The organism is Streptomyces corynorhini, from assembly GCF_003346515.1.
Classification (GTDB): Bacteria; Actinomycetota; Actinomycetes; order Streptomycetales; family Streptomycetaceae; genus Streptomyces; species Streptomyces corynorhini.
On sequence record NZ_QQNA01000311.1, the window covers coordinates 1 to 14,899 of the forward strand.

At 71.8% G+C, this 14,899-nt stretch carries 10 protein-coding genes and 3 pseudogenes; 6 read left to right on the forward strand and 7 right to left on the reverse strand.

Annotation, left to right across the window (positions count from 1 at the left end):
• Positions 1–567 (reverse strand): TetR/AcrR family transcriptional regulator (locus DVH02_RS30190; protein WP_147286164.1); only part of this gene is annotated, 567 nt, incomplete at its 3' end.
• A 140-nt stretch (positions 568–707) separates the two neighbouring features.
• On the opposite strand from DVH02_RS30190, the gene DVH02_RS30195 reads away from it, so the two are divergent.
• Positions 708–1,937 (forward strand): cytochrome P450, encoded by a 1,230-nt coding sequence (locus DVH02_RS30195; protein WP_199566469.1) that lies wholly within the window; start codon positions 708–710, stop codon positions 1,935–1,937.
• A 17-nt stretch (positions 1,938–1,954) separates the two neighbouring features.
• A complete protein-coding gene (locus DVH02_RS30200) occupies positions 1,955–2,215 on the forward strand; it encodes a ferredoxin (protein ID WP_114627036.1) in 261 nt (86 codons plus the stop codon).
• Between the two features lie 171 nt (positions 2,216–2,386).
• Here DVH02_RS30200 and DVH02_RS30205 read toward each other — a convergent pair whose 3' ends face one another.
• The 3 genes from DVH02_RS30205 to DVH02_RS30220 form a co-directional block, all read right to left on the reverse strand.
• On the reverse strand, positions 2,387–3,847 hold the full coding sequence (locus DVH02_RS30205; protein ID WP_114627037.1) for a glutamate synthase subunit beta: 1,461 nt from the start codon (positions 3,845–3,847) through the stop codon (positions 2,387–2,389).
• Complete coding sequence (gltB, locus tag DVH02_RS30210) at positions 3,840–8,534, reverse strand: glutamate synthase large subunit (RefSeq protein ID WP_233518547.1); 4,695 nt, start codon at positions 8,532–8,534, stop codon at positions 3,840–3,842. The genes DVH02_RS30205 and gltB overlap by 8 nt, the downstream gene beginning before the upstream one ends.
• A gap of 423 nt (positions 8,535–8,957) precedes the next feature.
• Complete coding sequence (locus tag DVH02_RS30220; RefSeq protein WP_114627038.1) at positions 8,958–9,686, reverse strand: VIT1/CCC1 transporter family protein; 729 nt, start codon at positions 9,684–9,686, stop codon at positions 8,958–8,960.
• A gap of 276 nt (positions 9,687–9,962) precedes the next feature.
• On the opposite strand from DVH02_RS30220, the pseudogene DVH02_RS30225 reads away from it, so the two are divergent.
• The 4 genes and pseudogenes from DVH02_RS30225 to DVH02_RS30235 all read left to right on the forward strand — a co-directional run.
• Positions 9,963–10,484: pseudogene (locus tag DVH02_RS30225) on the forward strand (ADP-ribosylglycohydrolase family protein); the annotation flags it as partial.
• On the forward strand, positions 10,447–11,691 hold the full coding sequence (locus DVH02_RS30230) for an ADP-ribosylglycohydrolase family protein (RefSeq protein ID WP_114627039.1): 1,245 nt from the start codon (positions 10,447–10,449) through the stop codon (positions 11,689–11,691). The pseudogene DVH02_RS30225 and the gene DVH02_RS30230, both read left to right, overlap by 38 nt.
• Positions 11,688–11,992 (forward strand): annotated as a pseudogene (locus tag DVH02_RS36530) (ADP-ribosylglycohydrolase family protein); the annotation flags it as partial. The gene DVH02_RS30230 and the pseudogene DVH02_RS36530, both read left to right, overlap by 4 nt.
• A pseudogene (locus tag DVH02_RS30235) lies at positions 11,987–12,172 on the forward strand (CoA ester lyase); the annotation flags it as partial. The pseudogenes DVH02_RS36530 and DVH02_RS30235, both read left to right, overlap by 6 nt.
• A gap of 29 nt (positions 12,173–12,201) precedes the next feature.
• Here the strand turns inward: DVH02_RS30235 and DVH02_RS30240 are convergent.
• The 3 genes from DVH02_RS30240 to DVH02_RS30250 form a co-directional block, all read right to left on the reverse strand.
• Entirely contained in the window at positions 12,202–13,050 is an 849-nt protein-coding gene (locus DVH02_RS30240) for a hypothetical protein (protein ID WP_114627040.1), read from the reverse strand.
• Between the two features lie 149 nt (positions 13,051–13,199).
• Positions 13,200–14,279, reverse strand: coding sequence for a sporulation-delaying protein SdpB family protein (locus DVH02_RS30245; RefSeq protein WP_158575958.1), 1,080 nt, complete (start codon positions 14,277–14,279; stop codon positions 13,200–13,202).
• Complete coding sequence (locus DVH02_RS30250) at positions 14,273–14,884, reverse strand: SdpA family antimicrobial peptide system protein (RefSeq protein WP_114627042.1); 612 nt, start codon at positions 14,882–14,884, stop codon at positions 14,273–14,275. The genes DVH02_RS30245 and DVH02_RS30250 overlap by 7 nt, the downstream gene beginning before the upstream one ends.
• Positions 14,885–14,899: the final 15 nt, after the last annotated feature.

Genomic DNA, 14,899 nt, shown 5'->3' on the forward strand with positions numbered 1-14,899 from the left:
GTCGAGCAGCAGGGCCGCCGCGCGCTCCGAGAGCTGCCAGGACACGAGATCGGACATGGCGCCCATCGGGCGCAGCAGCAGCGAGAGCAGCGCGGCCACGTCGCCCGTGCCGACATCCGGGCGCAGGGTGCCCTCCCGCTGCGCCGCGCGCACCACCTTGTCCAGGATCGAGAGCAGTTCACGCCGGAATCGAGTGGCTTCCTGGTCCGCGTCCAGGGCGTGCGACGCCTCCGGGGAGAGGACCGCGAGCTGTACGCCCAGCTGGATTTCGCGCGAGGTGCGCAACAGGCGCACCAGGGCGTTCCAGGCGCTCTCCTCCTCCGCGAAGGCCGCGCGTGCCTCCGTGATGACGCGCGCGAAGTTGTCGTGTGCGACGGCCAGGACGAGCGAGTTCCGGTCGGGGAAGCGCCGGTAGAGGGTGCCGATGCCGACGCCCGCGTGGCGGGCGATCTCCTCCATCGGCACGTCGGTTCCCCGCGCCCCGAACACCCGCCTGGCCGCCGCGAGGATCTGGGCGCGGTTGCGCCGGGCGTCGGCTCTCAAGGGCCTCGCGGAGTCCTCTGTCATGCCGTGACCTTCCCGGGGTGGCCGATATAAGGGATGGCCGATTCTGCCAGCTCTATATGGACGAAAAACCTCCACTTAGTTACCGTCGAGGTGCGCCGATGATCCCGCCCAGCCTCACCGCCTTGGATGGAGTGATTCCGATGAGCGACGGACTCGATGTCACCGACCGGACCGACCGGACCGATATGACGCTCCCCCTCCCCCGCACCTGCCCCTACGCCCCGCCCGCCGAGTACGAGCGGCTGCGCGAGGAGGACTCTCCGACCCGGGTCACCCTGCCGACCGGCGCCACCGCCTGGGCGGTCAGCCGGCACCAGGACGTCCGTGCGGTGCTGTCCGATACCCGGTTCAGCTCGAACAGGACCGCGCCCGGCTTCCCCACGCTCATCAAGGGGTCCGAGGAACTCACCACCACCTTCCGGCCCTCGATGATCGGCATGGATCCGCCCGAGCACGGCCCGGCGCGGCGTGCCGCGCTCGGGGAGTTCACCGTGCGGCGGATGCGGGCGCTCCAGCCGCGCATCCAGCAGATCGTGGACGAGCGTCTGGACGCCATGCTGGCCGGCCCCCGGCCGGCGGATCTGGTGCGGTCGCTGTCGCTGCCCGTGCCCTCGCTGGTGATCTGCGAGCAGCTGGGGGTCCCGTACACGGACCACGAGTTCTTCCAGCTCCACTCGTCCGTCCTGATCAGCCGCGTCCGGTCGGTGGAGGAGAAGAGGCACGCGCTGACCGAGTTGCAGACGTATCTGGGGAACCTGATCGCGGACAAGGAGCGGGAGCCGGCCGACGACCTGCTCGGCAGGCAGATCCTCAAACACCGCGAGGCGGGCACGTACGACCGCGACGACCTGACGGGGCTGGCGTTCCTGCTGCTCATCGCGGGCCACGAGACCACCGCGAACATGATCTCGCTGGGCACGCTGGCGCTGCTCGAACGCCCCGAGGAGATGGCGGCGCTGCGCTCGGACCCCACCCGTACCCCCGCGGCCGTCGAGGAGTTCCTGCGCCTGTTCACCATCGTCGACACCGTGCCCTCGCGCGCGGCCACGGTGGACGTGGAGCTGGGCGGGGTGCTCATCCGCAAGGGCGAGGGGGTCCTCGTCCTGAGCAACGCGGGCAACCACGACCCGGCCGTCTACCCGCGCCCTGACGAGCTGGACATCGGGCGCGGCGCCCGTAACCACGTCGCCTTCGGCTTCGGTCCGCACCAGTGCCTGGGGCAGAACCTGGCCAGGCTGGAGCTGCAGGTCGTCTTCGACACCCTGTTGCGGCGGGTCCCGGGGCTGAAGCTCGCGGCGCCCGTCGAGAAGCTGCCGTTCAAGGACGACAGCTCGGTCTACGGACTGCACGAACTGCCGGTCAGCTGGTGAGGAGCGAGGAGCACGCCATGGTCACGGGGGCGGGGCCGCGCATCGTGGCGGACGAGACACGCTGTGTCGGCGCCGGTCAGTGTGTGCTGACGGCGCCGGATCTGTTCGACCAGAGCGAGGACGAGGGCACGGTGCTCGTGCTGGACGACCGGCCGGGCGAGGACGTCCTCGAAGCGGTACGGGAGGCCGTGCACATCTGCCCGAGCGGCGCGCTCTCGCTGCGGGAGCCGCGGGAATCGCGGGAGCCGCGGGAATCGCGGGAGCCGCGGGAATCCTGAGAGCCGCGGGAATCCTGGGAGCCTTGGGAATCGGGAGCCGCATGCCACGGCGCCTGCCGTCGTCCGGTCGGGGACTGGAGGCAGGCGCCGCGTCCTGCGGAAGGTCCGGGAGACGCTCCCCGGACCGATACCGCCCGTACGCCGTTGTACGGGAGTCTGTGAGGTGACGGATCAGGCCATCAGGGCCCGGTCCGTCGGCCTGATCGGGGCCGGCAGGTCGCTGGCGCCCGTCAGGAAGCGGTCCACACCGGAGGCCGCCGAGCGGCCCTCGGCGATGGCCCAGACGATGAGGGACTGGCCGCGGCCCGCGTCCCCCGCGACGTACACGCCCGGGACGTTGGTGGCGAAGTCGGCGTCGCGCGCGATGTTGCCGCGCGCGTCCAGCTCCAGGCCGAACTGCTCGACCAGGCTGTTGGCCCGGTCGGTGCCGGTGAAGCCCATCGCGAGGGTGACCAGCTGGGCCGGGATGACCCGCTCGGTGCCGGCCTTCTGCTCCAGCTTGCCGTCCTTGAACTCCACCTCGATCAGATGCAGGGCCTGGACGTTGCCGTCCTCGTCGCCCTCGAAGTGGGTGGTGGAGACGGAGTAGATCCGCTCGCCGCCCTCCTCGTGCGCGGAGGTGACCTTGTAGAGCATCGGGAAGGTCGGCCAGGGCTGGTGCGCGGCGCGCTCCTCACCGGGCCTGGGCATGATCTCCAGCTGGGTGACGGAGGCGGCGCCCTGGCGGTGGGCCGTACCGACGCAGTCGGCGCCGGTGTCGCCGCCGCCGATGACCACGACGTGCTTGCCCTCGGCGGTGATCGGGGCGACGGTCAGGTCGCCCTCCTGCACCTTGTTGGCGAGCGGCAGGTACTCCATGGCGAAGTGGACGCCGTTCAGCTCCCGGCCCGGGGCGGGCAGGTCGCGCGAGACGGTGGCGCCGGCGGCGATGACCACGGCGTCGTAGCGCCTGCGCAGCTTCGTCGCGGTGATGTCGCGGCCGATCTCGGTCTCGGTGCGGAACTTGGTGCCCTCCGCGCGCATCTGCTCGATACGGCGGTTGATGTGCGACTTCTCCATCTTGAACGCGGGGATGCCGTAGCGCAGCAGCCCGCCGATGCGGTCGGCCCGCTCGTAGACCGCGACCGTGTGACCGGCCCGGGTCAGCTGCTGGGCCGCCGCGAGTCCGGCCGGTCCCGAGCCGATGACGGCGACGGTCTTGCCGGAGAGGCGCTCGGGCGGCTGCGGGGTGACGTCGCCGCTGTCCCACGCCTTGTCGATGATGGAGACTTCGACGTTCTTGATGGTGACGGCGGGCTGGTTGATGGCGAGGACACAGGCGGACTCGCAGGGCGCGGGGCAGAGCCGCCCGGTGAACTCGGGGAAGTTGTTGGTGGCGTGCAGCCGCTCGCTCGCCGCCGTCCAGTCCTCGCGGTAGGCGTAGTCGTTCCACTCGGGGATCAGGTTTCCGAGCGGACAGCCGTTGTGACAGAACGGGATGCCGCAGTCCATACAGCGTCCGGCCTGCTTGCTGATGATCGGGAGCAGCGAACCGGGAACGTAGACCTCGTTCCAGTCCTTGACACGCTCCTCGACGGGGCGGGTCGTGGCGACTTCGCGCTGGGTGGTGAGGAAGCCCTTCGGGTCAGCCATGGGTCGCCGCCTCCATCATCTTCTCGGTGGTCTCGGTCTCCGAGAGACCTGCCAGCTCGGCGGCGTCCTTGGCGGCGAGCACGGCCTTGTACGTGGACGGAATGATCTTGCTGAAGCGGTCGGCGGCGTTCTCCCACTCGGTGAGGAGCTTGCCGGCGACGGTGGAGCCGGTCTCCTCCTGGTGGCGGCGCACGACCTCGTGGAGCCACTGCTTGTCGCTGTCGTCGAGGGGCTCGACGGCGTCGAGGTTTCCGGCGTTGACGTTGTCCGGGTCGAGGTCGATGACGTACGCGACCCCGCCGGACATACCGGCGGCGAAGTTGCGGCCGGTCTCGCCGAGGACGACGGCGTGGCCGCCGGTCATGTACTCGCAGCCGTGGTCGCCGACGCCCTCGGAGACGACCGTGGCGCCGGAGTTGCGGACGCAGAAGCGCTCGCCGGTGCGCCCGCGCAGGTACAGCTCGCCCGCGGTGGCTCCGTAGCCGATGGTGTTTCCGGCGATGGTGGAGTACTCGGCGAGGTGGTCGGCGCCCCGGTCGGGCCGTACGACGATCCGGCCGCCGGACAGGCCCTTGCCGACGTAGTCGTTGGCGTCGCCCTCCAGGCGCAGGGTGACGCCGCGCGGCAGGAAGGCGCCGAAGGACTGGCCGGCGGAGCCGGTGAAGGTGACGTCGATGGTGTTGTCGGGCAGGCCCGCGCCGCCGAACTTCTTGGTCACCCGGTTGCCGAGCATGGTGCCGACGGTCCGGTTGACGTTACGGATGGCGATCTGGGCGCGTACGGGCTGGGCGGACTCGGCGCTGTCGGCGCCGAGCGCGTCGGCGGCGAGCTTGATCAGCTCGTTGTCGAGGGCCTTCTCCAGTCCGTGGTCCTGGTCGATCGCCCGGTGGCGCAGGGCGCCCTCGGGCAGTTCCGGGACGTGGAAGAGCGGGGCCAGGTCGAGGCCCTGCGCCTTCCAGTGGTTCACGGCCCGCTCGGTGTCGAGGAGTTCGGCGTGGCCGACGGCCTCCTCGATGGAGCGGAAGCCCAGCTCGGCGAGGAGTTCGCGGACCTCTTCTGCGATGAAGTTGAAGAAGTTGACGACGTACTCGGCCTTGCCGGAGAAGCGTTCGCGCAGCACCGGGTTCTGGGTGGCGATGCCGACCGGACAGGTGTCGAGGTGACAGACGCGCATCATGACGCAGCCGGAGACGACGAGCGGCGCGGTCGCGAAACCGAACTCCTCGGCGCCCAGCAGCGCGGCGATGACGACGTCACGGCCGGTCTTGAGCTGGCCGTCGGTCTGTACGACGATGCGGTCGCGCAGGCCGTTGAGCAGCAGGGTCTGCTGCGTCTCGGCGAGTCCCAGCTCCCAGGGGCCGCCCGCGTGCTTGAGCGAGGTGAGCGGGGAGGCGCCCGTACCGCCGTCGTGCCCTGAGATCAGCACGACGTCGGCGTGGGCCTTGGAGACGCCCGTGGCGACCGTGCCGACGCCGACCTCGGAGACCAGCTTCACGTGGATGCGGGCCTGCGGGTTGGCGTTCTTGAGGTCGTGGATGAGCTGGGCGAGGTCCTCGATGGAGTAGATGTCGTGGTGCGGCGGCGGGGAGATCAGGCCGACGCCCGGGGTGGAGTGCCGGGTCTTGGCCACCCACGGGTAGACCTTGTGACCGGGCAGCTGGCCGCCCTCGCCCGGCTTGGCGCCCTGGGCCATCTTGATCTGGATGTCGTCGGCGTTGACCAGGTATTCGCTGGTGACGCCGAAGCGGCCGGAGGCGACCTGCTTGATCGAGGAGCGGCGCGCGGGGTCGTAGAGCCGCTCCGGGTCCTCGCCGCCCTCGCCGGTGTTGGACTTGCCGCCGAGCTGGTTCATGGCGATGGCCATGGTCTCGTGGGCTTCCCGCGAGATCGAGCCGTACGACATGGCGCCGGTGGAGAAGCGCCTGACGATCTCGGAGGCGGGCTCGACCTCGTCCAGCGGTACGGGCGTGCGGCCCTGGGCGAAGTGGAACAGGCCGCGCAGGGTCATCAGCCGCTCGGACTGCTCGTTCACCCGGCCCGTGTACTGCTTGAAGATGTCGTAGCGGCGCGAGCGCGTGGCGTGCTGGAGGCGGAAGACCGTCTCGGGGTCGAACAGGTGCGGCTCGCCCTCGCGGCGCCACTGGTACTCGCCGCCGATCTCCAGCTTGCGGTGGCTGGCGGAGATCCCGGAGGCGGGGTAGCCCTTGGCGTGCCGGGCGGCGACCTCCTGGGCGACGATGTCGAGTCCGGCGCCGCCGATCTTGGTGGGGGTGCCGTTGAAGTACTCGTCGACGAACGCCTGGTCGAGGCCGACGGCCTCGAAGACCTGCGCGCCGCGGTAGGAGGCGACGGTGGAGATGCCCATCTTGGACATGACCTTGAGGACGCCCTTGCCCAGCGCGTGGATCAGGTTGCGGATGGCCTGCTCGGGGGCGAGGCCCTCGATGAACGTACCGGCGCGGACGAGGTCCTCGACGGACTCCATGGCGAGGTACGGGTTGACGGCGGCGGCGCCGTAGCCGATGAGCAGCGCGACGTGGTGGACCTCGCGGACGTCGCCGGCCTCGACCAGCAGCCCGACCTGGGTGCGCTGCTTGGTGCGGATGAGGTGGTGGTGGACGGCGGCGGTGAGCAGCAGGGAGGGGATCGGGGCGTGCTCGGCGTCGGAGTGCCGGTCGGAGAGCACGATGTTGCGGGCGCCGTTGGCGATCGCCTCGTCGGTCTCGGCGCAGATCTCGTGAATGCGGGCGGCGAGGGCCTCGCCGCCGCCGCTGACGCGGTAGAGGCCGGAGAGTGTGGCGGACTTCATGCCCGGCATGTCGCCGTCCGCGTTTATGTGGACGAGCTTGGCCAGCTCGTCGTTGTCGATCACCGGGAAGGGCAGCGTGACGCTGCGACAGGACGCGGCGGTCGGCTCCAGCAGGTTGCCCTGCGGGCCGAGGGAGGAGCGCAGGGAGGTGACCAGCTCCTCGCGGATGGCGTCCAGCGGCGGGTTGGTGACCTGGGCGAACAGCTGGGTGAAGTAGTCGAAGAGCAGCCGGGGCCGGGCGGAGAGCGCGGCGATCGGCGAGTCGGTGCCCATGGAGCCGATCGGCTCGGCGGCGGCGCGGGCCATCGGGGCGAGCAGGACGCGCAGCTCCTCCTCGGTGTAGCCGAAGGTCTGCTGGCGGCGGGTGACGGAGGCGTGGGTGTGCACGATGTGCTCGCGCTCGGGGAGGTCGGACAGCGCGATCTCGCCGGTCTCCAGCCACTCCTTGTACGGCTGCTCGGCGGCGAGGGACGCCTTGATCTCGTCGTCCTCGATGATGCGGTGCTCGGCGGTGTCCACGAGGAACATCCGGCCGGGCTGGAGGCGGCCCTTGCGGACGACCTTGGCGGGGTCGATGTCGAGGACGCCGACCTCGGAGGCGAGGACGACGAGACCCTCGTCGGTGACCCAGTAGCGGCCCGGGCGCAGACCATTGCGGTCGAGGACCGCGCCGATCTGGGTGCCGTCGGTGAAGGTGACGCAGGCGGGGCCGTCCCAGGGCTCCATCATCGTGGCGTGGAACTGGTAGAACGCACGCCGGGCCTCAGCACGGGCCGTAACGGCGTCGACGCTTTCCGTAGTACCGTTGATCCCCTGCCCACGGGCGGCGGTCAGGGCTTGGCCGTCATGAGGCTCTCCCGAGCCGAGTGAGAAGCTCTCTCGTTGACGAGAGGGAGGAGTCACCGAGTCGTGGTTCTCCCACGCCTCAGGGATCATCATCAGCACGGAGTGCGGTAGTGATCGTCCACCGAGGTGCAGCACTTCGAGCACCTCGTCGAAGGAAGCCGAGTCGGAGGCGTCCGGAGTGCAGACCGGGAAGGTCCGCTCCAGCGCCTCCGGATCGCCGAACAGCCCGCTGCTGAGCTGGGACTCGCGTGCCTTCATCCAGTTGCGGTTGCCCTTGACCGTGTTGATCTCGCCGTTGTGCGCGACGAAGCGGTACGGGTGGGCGAGCGGCCAGCTCGGGAAGGTGTTGGTGGAGAAGCGCGAGTGGACCAGTGCGACGGCGGTGGCGAAGCGGCGGTCGGAGAGGTCGGGGAAGAACGGCTCCAGCTGGCCGGTGGTGAGCATTCCCTTGTACACGATCGTGCGCGCGGAGAGGGAGGGGAAGTAGACCCCGGCCTCACGCTCGGCGCGCTTGCGCAGCAGGAACGCCTTGCGGTCCAGGGCGATGCCGGTGCTCGTGCCGTCGGCCACGAACAGCTGGCGGAAGGCGGGCATCGTGGCGCGGGCGGAGGCGCCGAGCAGCTCGGGCGCCACCGGGACCTCGCGCCAGCCGAGGACGGTCAGGCCCTCTTCGGCGGCGATCGTCTCGATGTGTGAGACGGCGTCCGTGGCGTCGGCGGCGGGGAGGAAGCCGATGCCGACGGCGTACGAGCCGGCCTCGGGCAGCTCGAACCCGGCGGTCTCGCGCAGGAAGGCGTCCGGCACCTGGAGGAGGATCCCGGCGCCGTCGCCGGAGTCGGGCTCGGAACCGGTGGCGCCGCGGTGTTCGAGATTGCGCAGTACGGTCAGCGCCTGCTCCACCAGCTCATGGCTGGCAACACCGGTGAGGGTGGCCACGAATCCGACGCCACAGGCGTCGTGCTCGTTACGGGGGTCGTACATACCCTGCGGGGCGGGGCGACCGTCCATGGGCGACCAGGCGTCGGAACGCATCGGCTCTCCCGTCGTCGTAGTTCGGCTTGGCATATGCGATTACCGAGGGACGACGCTGGCCCTCCAGGAAATTTCACGCAGGTTACATGATGGAAAGCTTCTCGGGAAGTGGATAGCCCATTCCAGCATGTGGACACCGCTCGTAACGGTGGATGAAGGGCGCAGACGGACAGATCGTCGTCCGTTCGGCTGTGGCGGAGCGGGCCTCATTGCCCACGGCGCCTACAGCTCATGCCCGGCCATTAACGACTCGAAACCGCCGGGTAACGGTCACATACAGGACGCCTGGCACAGTGTCGCACTCCGTCGGCCGGAACGCCCGGGGATGTTCGTCACAGGACGGGCGATATGGACCGGCGCGATCGCGCCACCGCAGGTCAGCGGCGCGATGGTCCGGGCAGGGCGGGCCCGGGGGCCGCGGGGTCAGAGCGCCGCCCCGAACAGGCTGCCGAGCCCGTAGGTGAGCGCGGCGGCCCCGCCGCCGAGGAGCAGCTGCCGCAGCCCGCTGAACCACCAGCTGCGCGCGGTCACCCGCGCCACCAGCGCGCCGCAGGCGAACAGCCCGACCAGCGCGAGGAGCACCGCGGGCCACAGGGTGGTCGCGCCGAGCAGATACGGCAGGACGGGCAGCAGCGCGCCCAGGGCGAAGGAGCCGAACGACGACACGGCGGCGACCAGCGGCGAGGGCAGCTCGTCCGGGTCGATGCCCAGCTCCTCGCGGGCGTGGATCTCCAGCGCCTGCTCGGGGTCCTTCGACAGCTGCGCGGCCACCTGGCGGGCCAGCGCGGGCTCGACGCCGCGCGAGACGTAGAGCGCGGCCAGCTCCTCCATCTCGTCCACTGGATGCTTGTGCAACTCCCGCCGCTCGACGTCGAGTTCGGCCTGGACCAGCTCGCGCTGCGAGGCCACCGAGGTGTACTCGCCCGCCGCCATGGAGAAGGCGCCCGCCGCGAGGCCCGCGAGCCCGGTGATCACCAGGGTCCGCGGGGAGACCACGCCGCCCGCGACGCCGGTCATCAGCGCGAGGTTGGAGACCAGTCCGTCCATCGCGCCGAACACCGCCGGCCGCAGCCAGCCACCGTTCACATCGCGGTGCGTGTGATTGTCACGGTGCGCCTCGTGGAGCGCCGCCTCGGTCTCGATGAGCGACATGGTTCGCGTTCTTCCTCTCGCACGGCGGGTCCGGCTCGTTCGACGGGCCGGTGCCCGCCACCCCCGCAACCCTTCCGACGGTTCGAAAATACGCACGAAAAATCGCTCTCGCCAGCAAGGAAGGCCGTACTTACCCGATGCCGACCCGGGTGATCGCGGGGGTTTCGCGGACTCGGCGGGAGCGCGGCGTGGGACAGATGCCGTGACACCGGGCGCGCGAAAGGGCACACCATGGAGCCGACCTCGACCGCCGACCACACCGGGGCGGGGTCCGGGGCCGGGGCGGCGCCAGGGGCGGCCGTCGAGGCGGCGCTCGGACAGCTCCCGGAGGCGACGGAGACCGGCCGCGACGCCCGGTACGCCGTCACCGCCGCCCACGGCTGCGCCCGGGAACCGTACGGCGCCTTCGCCCTGGTCCCGCTCCTGGAGCGGCGGATCGTGGACCACGTCTACAGCTACGGCGTCGCCGCGGCCGAGACCGTACCGGTCACCCTCGCGCTGACCCTGGCCGCCCGGAGCCGGGTGAGCGGGGCGGTGCCCGCCGCCGCGTGTCTGTCCCGGGTCGCGGACTCCGCGCCCGCGCCGGCCGGCGCGCTGTGCGGCGCGCTCGGCGGCGCCCGCCGGGTGCCCGCCGCCGGGCGCGAGACCTGCCGCACCCTGGCCGGGTGCGCGCTGCCCCGGCTCGCGGGCACGGATCTGGTGGAACTCGCCGGGCTGCCGGCAGCCACGGAACCGGCCGCCCCGGGTGGACAATTCCGACATGACGCCCCCGCAGGCTCCGGCAGCCACTCCACCTGACGGTCTTCGTACTCCCCCGGCCCCCGGCCCGGACACCGCCCCCGCGCTCTCGCTCTCGCTCGCCGACCGGATCACCGGCGCGCTGCTCGGCGCGGCCGTCGGCGACGCGCTCGGCGGCCCGGTCGAGGGGTACTCCCCCGACCAGATCGTGGAGCGGCACGGCGGCCGGATCACCGGCATCGTCGGCCCCTGGCACGAGGACTGGCGCACCGCCCGCCCCCTCGCCCCGTACCACAAGGGCGACGGGCACATCACCGACGACACCCTGATGACGCACGCGCTGATCCGGGTGTACGAGAAGGTGCGCGACCACCTGGACGCGTACGCGGTCGCCGACCATCTCGTACCCGACCTGATCTCCACCCCGCGCTGGGTCCCCGAGCTGGAGACCGAGGCACTGCCGCTGCACCGGATCTTCCTCGCCGAGAAGTGGCTGGTCGCCCGGGTGCACTACGGCCATGTGGACCCGCGCGAGGCGGGCAGCGGGAACATCGTCAACTGCGGTGCGGCGATGTACATGGCGCCGGTCGGGCTGGTCAACGCGGCCCATCCGGCCGCCGCGTACGCCGAGGCGGTCGATGTGGCGGGCGCCCACCAGTCGTCGTACGGGCGGGAGGCGGCCGGGGTGTTCGCGGCGGCGGTCGCCGCCGCGTGCCTGCCGGGCGCCACGCCCGCCTCCGTCGTGGAGAGCGCGCTGTCCCTGGCGAAGGACGGCACGCGCGCCGCCGTCGAGGCGGTGTGCGAGGTCGCGGCCCGGCACCGCTGCACGGAGTCGGCGCTGCGCGGGCTGCGGGAGGCGGTCGCGCCGTACGACACGGTCGGCCCGCACTACCGCGCCCCGTCCCTGGGCGCCCGCCGCCCCTCCCGGCTGCACTCCATCGAGGAACTGCCCATCGCGCTCGGCATGTTGCTGATCGCCGAGGGCGACTACCGCCGTACGGTGCTCGGCTGCGTCAACTACGGCCGGGACTGCGACTCGATCGCCACGATGGGCGGCGCGCTCGCCGGAGCGCTGGGCGGTGAGGGCGCGGTCCCGGCGCGGTGGTCACAGCGGGTCGAGGAGGCGAGCAGGACCGATCTGCGCGCTCCGGCACGGGTGTTGACCGAGGTGGCGTACGAGGTCTTCCACCGCGACACACTGCGGCGCCGCGCCCACGAGTCGCTGTTCGCCGAACTGACGGCCCATCAGTCCGGCGATCCGCGGTGACCGGCCGTCGGCTGACCTGGGTACAGCCGGAGGACCTGCTCGGCCACGAGCTGCGCCGGGCGGCGGAGGACGGCCGGGACGCGTCGGAGTCGCACGGCGCCGGCGGCGCGCGGGCGGCCTGCCCGCGCCGGTCCGCTCGGGCGCGTCCGCCGGTCCGGCATCGCCTCAACTGCGCTCCCTGGCAGTCGAGCTGCTGGACGAGCTGGACCAACTGCCCAGCCCCCGGGCCGCCGACGAGCCGACGGAGCTGTCCGCGATCCGCGCCGACGTGCACGGCTGGACCCACCCCGGCGACCCCGGCGCCGCCGCGGTGATCGAGGAGGCGTACCGGCCGACCCGCCAGGAGGTGGCCTCGGCCGAGGAGATCATCGAGGCGGCGGCCCGGGAGGCGGGGGCACAGGCCCTGGTCGACGGCCGTTTCGTGGACGCGGCGATCGTGGCGGCGGCCCGGCGGACGCTGACGCTGGCCCGGCGCCGGTGACCGGGCGGGCGGCGGCGCCGCCCGCCCGGTCAGGACTCCCGTGGCCGGGGGTCCGGGGGCCCGGGATCCCGCGGCCGGGGGTCCGGTGGCCCGGGATCCGGTGGCCGGGCGGTGTCGGGCCCGGGGGCGAGCGCCCAGTCGGGCCGCCAGACCCGGTCGGCCTCCGCGCGCACGACCCCCGTACCGCCTTGCCGCAGCAGGTGGGCGAAGACCAGGGCGGGCACCACGACCCCGGCGGGCAGGCCGAGGGCGAGCAGCACCGGAGGGACGTCGACGACCTGGTTCAGGAAGGGGCCGAGGTTCAGCAGGCCGTGCAGGGCCACGGCGGCGAGGCAGCCCAGCAGCCTGCGCGGGCGGTCGGCGAAGAAACCCCGCAGCACCAGGGCGGTCATCACGCCGTGTCCGAACGAGGCGACGACACGCTCGGCGGCGAAGAAGGAGAAGTGCCACCAGGGGGTGCCCGCGTGGTCCCCGGAGACCGCCATCACCCCGGCGACGAACCCCGCCTCGCCGATGCCGTAGCCGGTGCCGAGCGCGATGCCGGTGAGGAGCCAGGACCGGCGCGCCCTGGCCCGGACCGCCGGGAGCAGCGCCGGGGCGGCCTTGACCGCCTCCTCCGCGACGGGCGGCAGGAGCAGGGCGAAGACCAGGAACCAGAGCGGCGCGGCCGGACCGACCTCCGCCTCGACACCGCCCGCCGAGGCCACGGTGTGTGCCAGCGGCTGCTTCACCGCGAGGTTGACGAGGGCGCTGGAGCCGAGTCCGCAGCACAGCAGCCAGAGGTAGCCCGGGTCGCGGCCCGCGAGGTGCCGGAGCAGCCAGGAGGCGGTGGCCGCCGTCAGTACGACGGCGGCCACCGCCAGGGGAATGACCGTCACAGCGGATCACCCGGGCCGCTCGCCGGTGGCCGTGGTGGTGCGCCGTGACTCATCCGCACAGGTGTCTCCTCGGGTGTTCCTCGTCGTGCGGGCCGGGTCGGCCCGCGGCGGTCCGTACGCGTGCGCGTGCGTGCGTACGGGGGTGGGGCTCAGCCCGTTGCCGGGCCGGGGAGCGCCTCGCGGTGGGCGGCCGGCACGGGCGCTCCGTCGGCGCCCGCCGCCTCCTCGGCGCCGTCTCGCCCCTCGCGCGCACCCCCGTGGCCTTCCCCTCGCGGCGTGGCCTCACCCGTACGGGCCGACGGCCGCCGCGCCCGCCATCCGGTCCAGGCGTCCGCGATCCTGGCGGGGAACGCGAACGGCTGGTCGAGCGGTCGCAGATGCAGGACGAGGCAGCCGAACATGGCCAGCGCGAAGCTGCCCAGGCCCATCAGCAGGCCGATGAAGGCGTGCAGGGAGAGACCGGCGAGCAGCAGATACGGGCGGACGGACCGCTTGGCGAAGAGGCCGAGCATGATCGCGAACTCGATGACCAGCGGCATCCAGGTCAGGGCCAGGACGCCGAGGCTGGTCCGGGTGATCGCGTCGGTCAGCGGCGCGATCCAGCCGGGCGCGCCGAAGTAGGGGTCCCTGAGCCAGTAGAACAGCGAGGTGCCGTCCGCCCACTCGGTGTGGCTGAGCTTGGCGACCGACGACTGGAAGTAGAGCCCGGCGACCTGCACCCGGATGACCAGGGCGGCCGACCAGGCGAACAGGGCCCAGCCCGGCGTCCCCGCGCTCCGGTCCGTGCGACCGGCCGGGCCCCAGTGCCAGGTGCGGGCGTCGGTGAGGGCGATGGGCAGCAGGAGCAGCGCGATGACGGCGCTGATCTGGTCGCCGCCGTCGGGCGCGGTCACATTGGCCTGGAAGCTGAAGGTGATCCACCAGTGCGGGATCGCGGTGTAGCGCGGGCGCCAGCCGCTCACCACGAGCAGCAGGACGGCGATGCCGATGAGCCGGGCGGTGCCGAGCTGGGATTCGGGTACGACGCAGAAGAGTCCGGTGGCGGCGACTCCGTCGCACTTGGGATAGTCGGGGACTCCCTGCGCGGGCAGGAACAGCGCGCTGGTCGAGGTGAAGAGAAGCGTCGAAAGGGTGCCCAGGGCGAGCAGGGTCCTGGCCACGCCGTACACGTTGGACCACGGTGAGAGCGATCCGATCCGGGCGGCGAATTCGCCTGTTTTCGTCAGCATGTCACGTCCAGAACCGCCACCTTGCCCGGCATTTCCATCGTTCCCTCGGAATCGGACCACGCCCATGGGAGGACTTCTTGCTGAGTGACGCCGATACGGCCGCAGAGCAGCGGACTCGGAACGGGCGTCTTCACTTCGACGGGGTCGTCGACCTCGGCGAGACAGGCCGCCAGCGCCCCGTCCTCGCAAGGGATCCACGTCTCGGGCCTGATGTGGGCCTGCAACTGCCCCAGCTCGACACCTTGCGCACGGGACTCCCGGTTCAGGCCGAAAGCGTTGCGCGGTTCCGAATGCGGGGCGAGCATGGCGCTGCGCCAGCGTCCCGTGGAATCCGAGGACCAGACGGTGATTTTGGCGTCGCGCGGGGACTTCGTGAAGAAGGCCCAGCCCTGCGGGGTCATCACCCGGACCGTGCGCTCCATTCCCTGCTGGCCCGGCAATTCGACGGCGTTGCTCGGCAGCTGCGTATGCAGTACGTAGCCGCCGATCACCATCCAGAAGACGGTGACGGCGATCAGGACGCGTCCCAGTCGCCCACGGTCGCCTGCGGGCATTTCCCGGGCGGTATTCTCTCCGCTCCCCTGATCCGGCGCGGTTACCTGCATTTCTCCCCCTGTTCA

Excerpts from the sequence above, each read along its gene's own strand:
- DVH02_RS30195 (WP_199566469.1), top strand. The coding sequence starts at position 708 with ATGAGCGACGGACTCGATGTCACCGACCGGACCGACCGGACCGATATG.
- DVH02_RS30245 (WP_158575958.1), bottom strand. The coding sequence starts at position 14,279 with ATGCTGACGAAAACAGGCGAATTCGCCGCCCGGATCGGATCGCTCTCA.
- DVH02_RS30205 (WP_114627037.1), bottom strand. The coding sequence starts at position 3,847 with ATGGCTGACCCGAAGGGCTTCCTCACCACCCAGCGCGAAGTCGCCACG.
- DVH02_RS30250 (WP_114627042.1), bottom strand. The coding sequence starts at position 14,884 with ATGCAGGTAACCGCGCCGGATCAGGGGAGCGGAGAGAATACCGCCCGG.
- gltB (WP_233518547.1), bottom strand. The coding sequence starts at position 8,534 with ATGCGTTCCGACGCCTGGTCGCCCATGGACGGTCGCCCCGCCCCGCAG.
- DVH02_RS30200 (WP_114627036.1), top strand. The coding sequence starts at position 1,955 with ATGGTCACGGGGGCGGGGCCGCGCATCGTGGCGGACGAGACACGCTGT.
- DVH02_RS30230 (WP_114627039.1), top strand. The coding sequence starts at position 10,447 with ATGACGCCCCCGCAGGCTCCGGCAGCCACTCCACCTGACGGTCTTCGT.
- DVH02_RS30220 (WP_114627038.1), bottom strand. The coding sequence starts at position 9,686 with ATGTCGCTCATCGAGACCGAGGCGGCGCTCCACGAGGCGCACCGTGAC.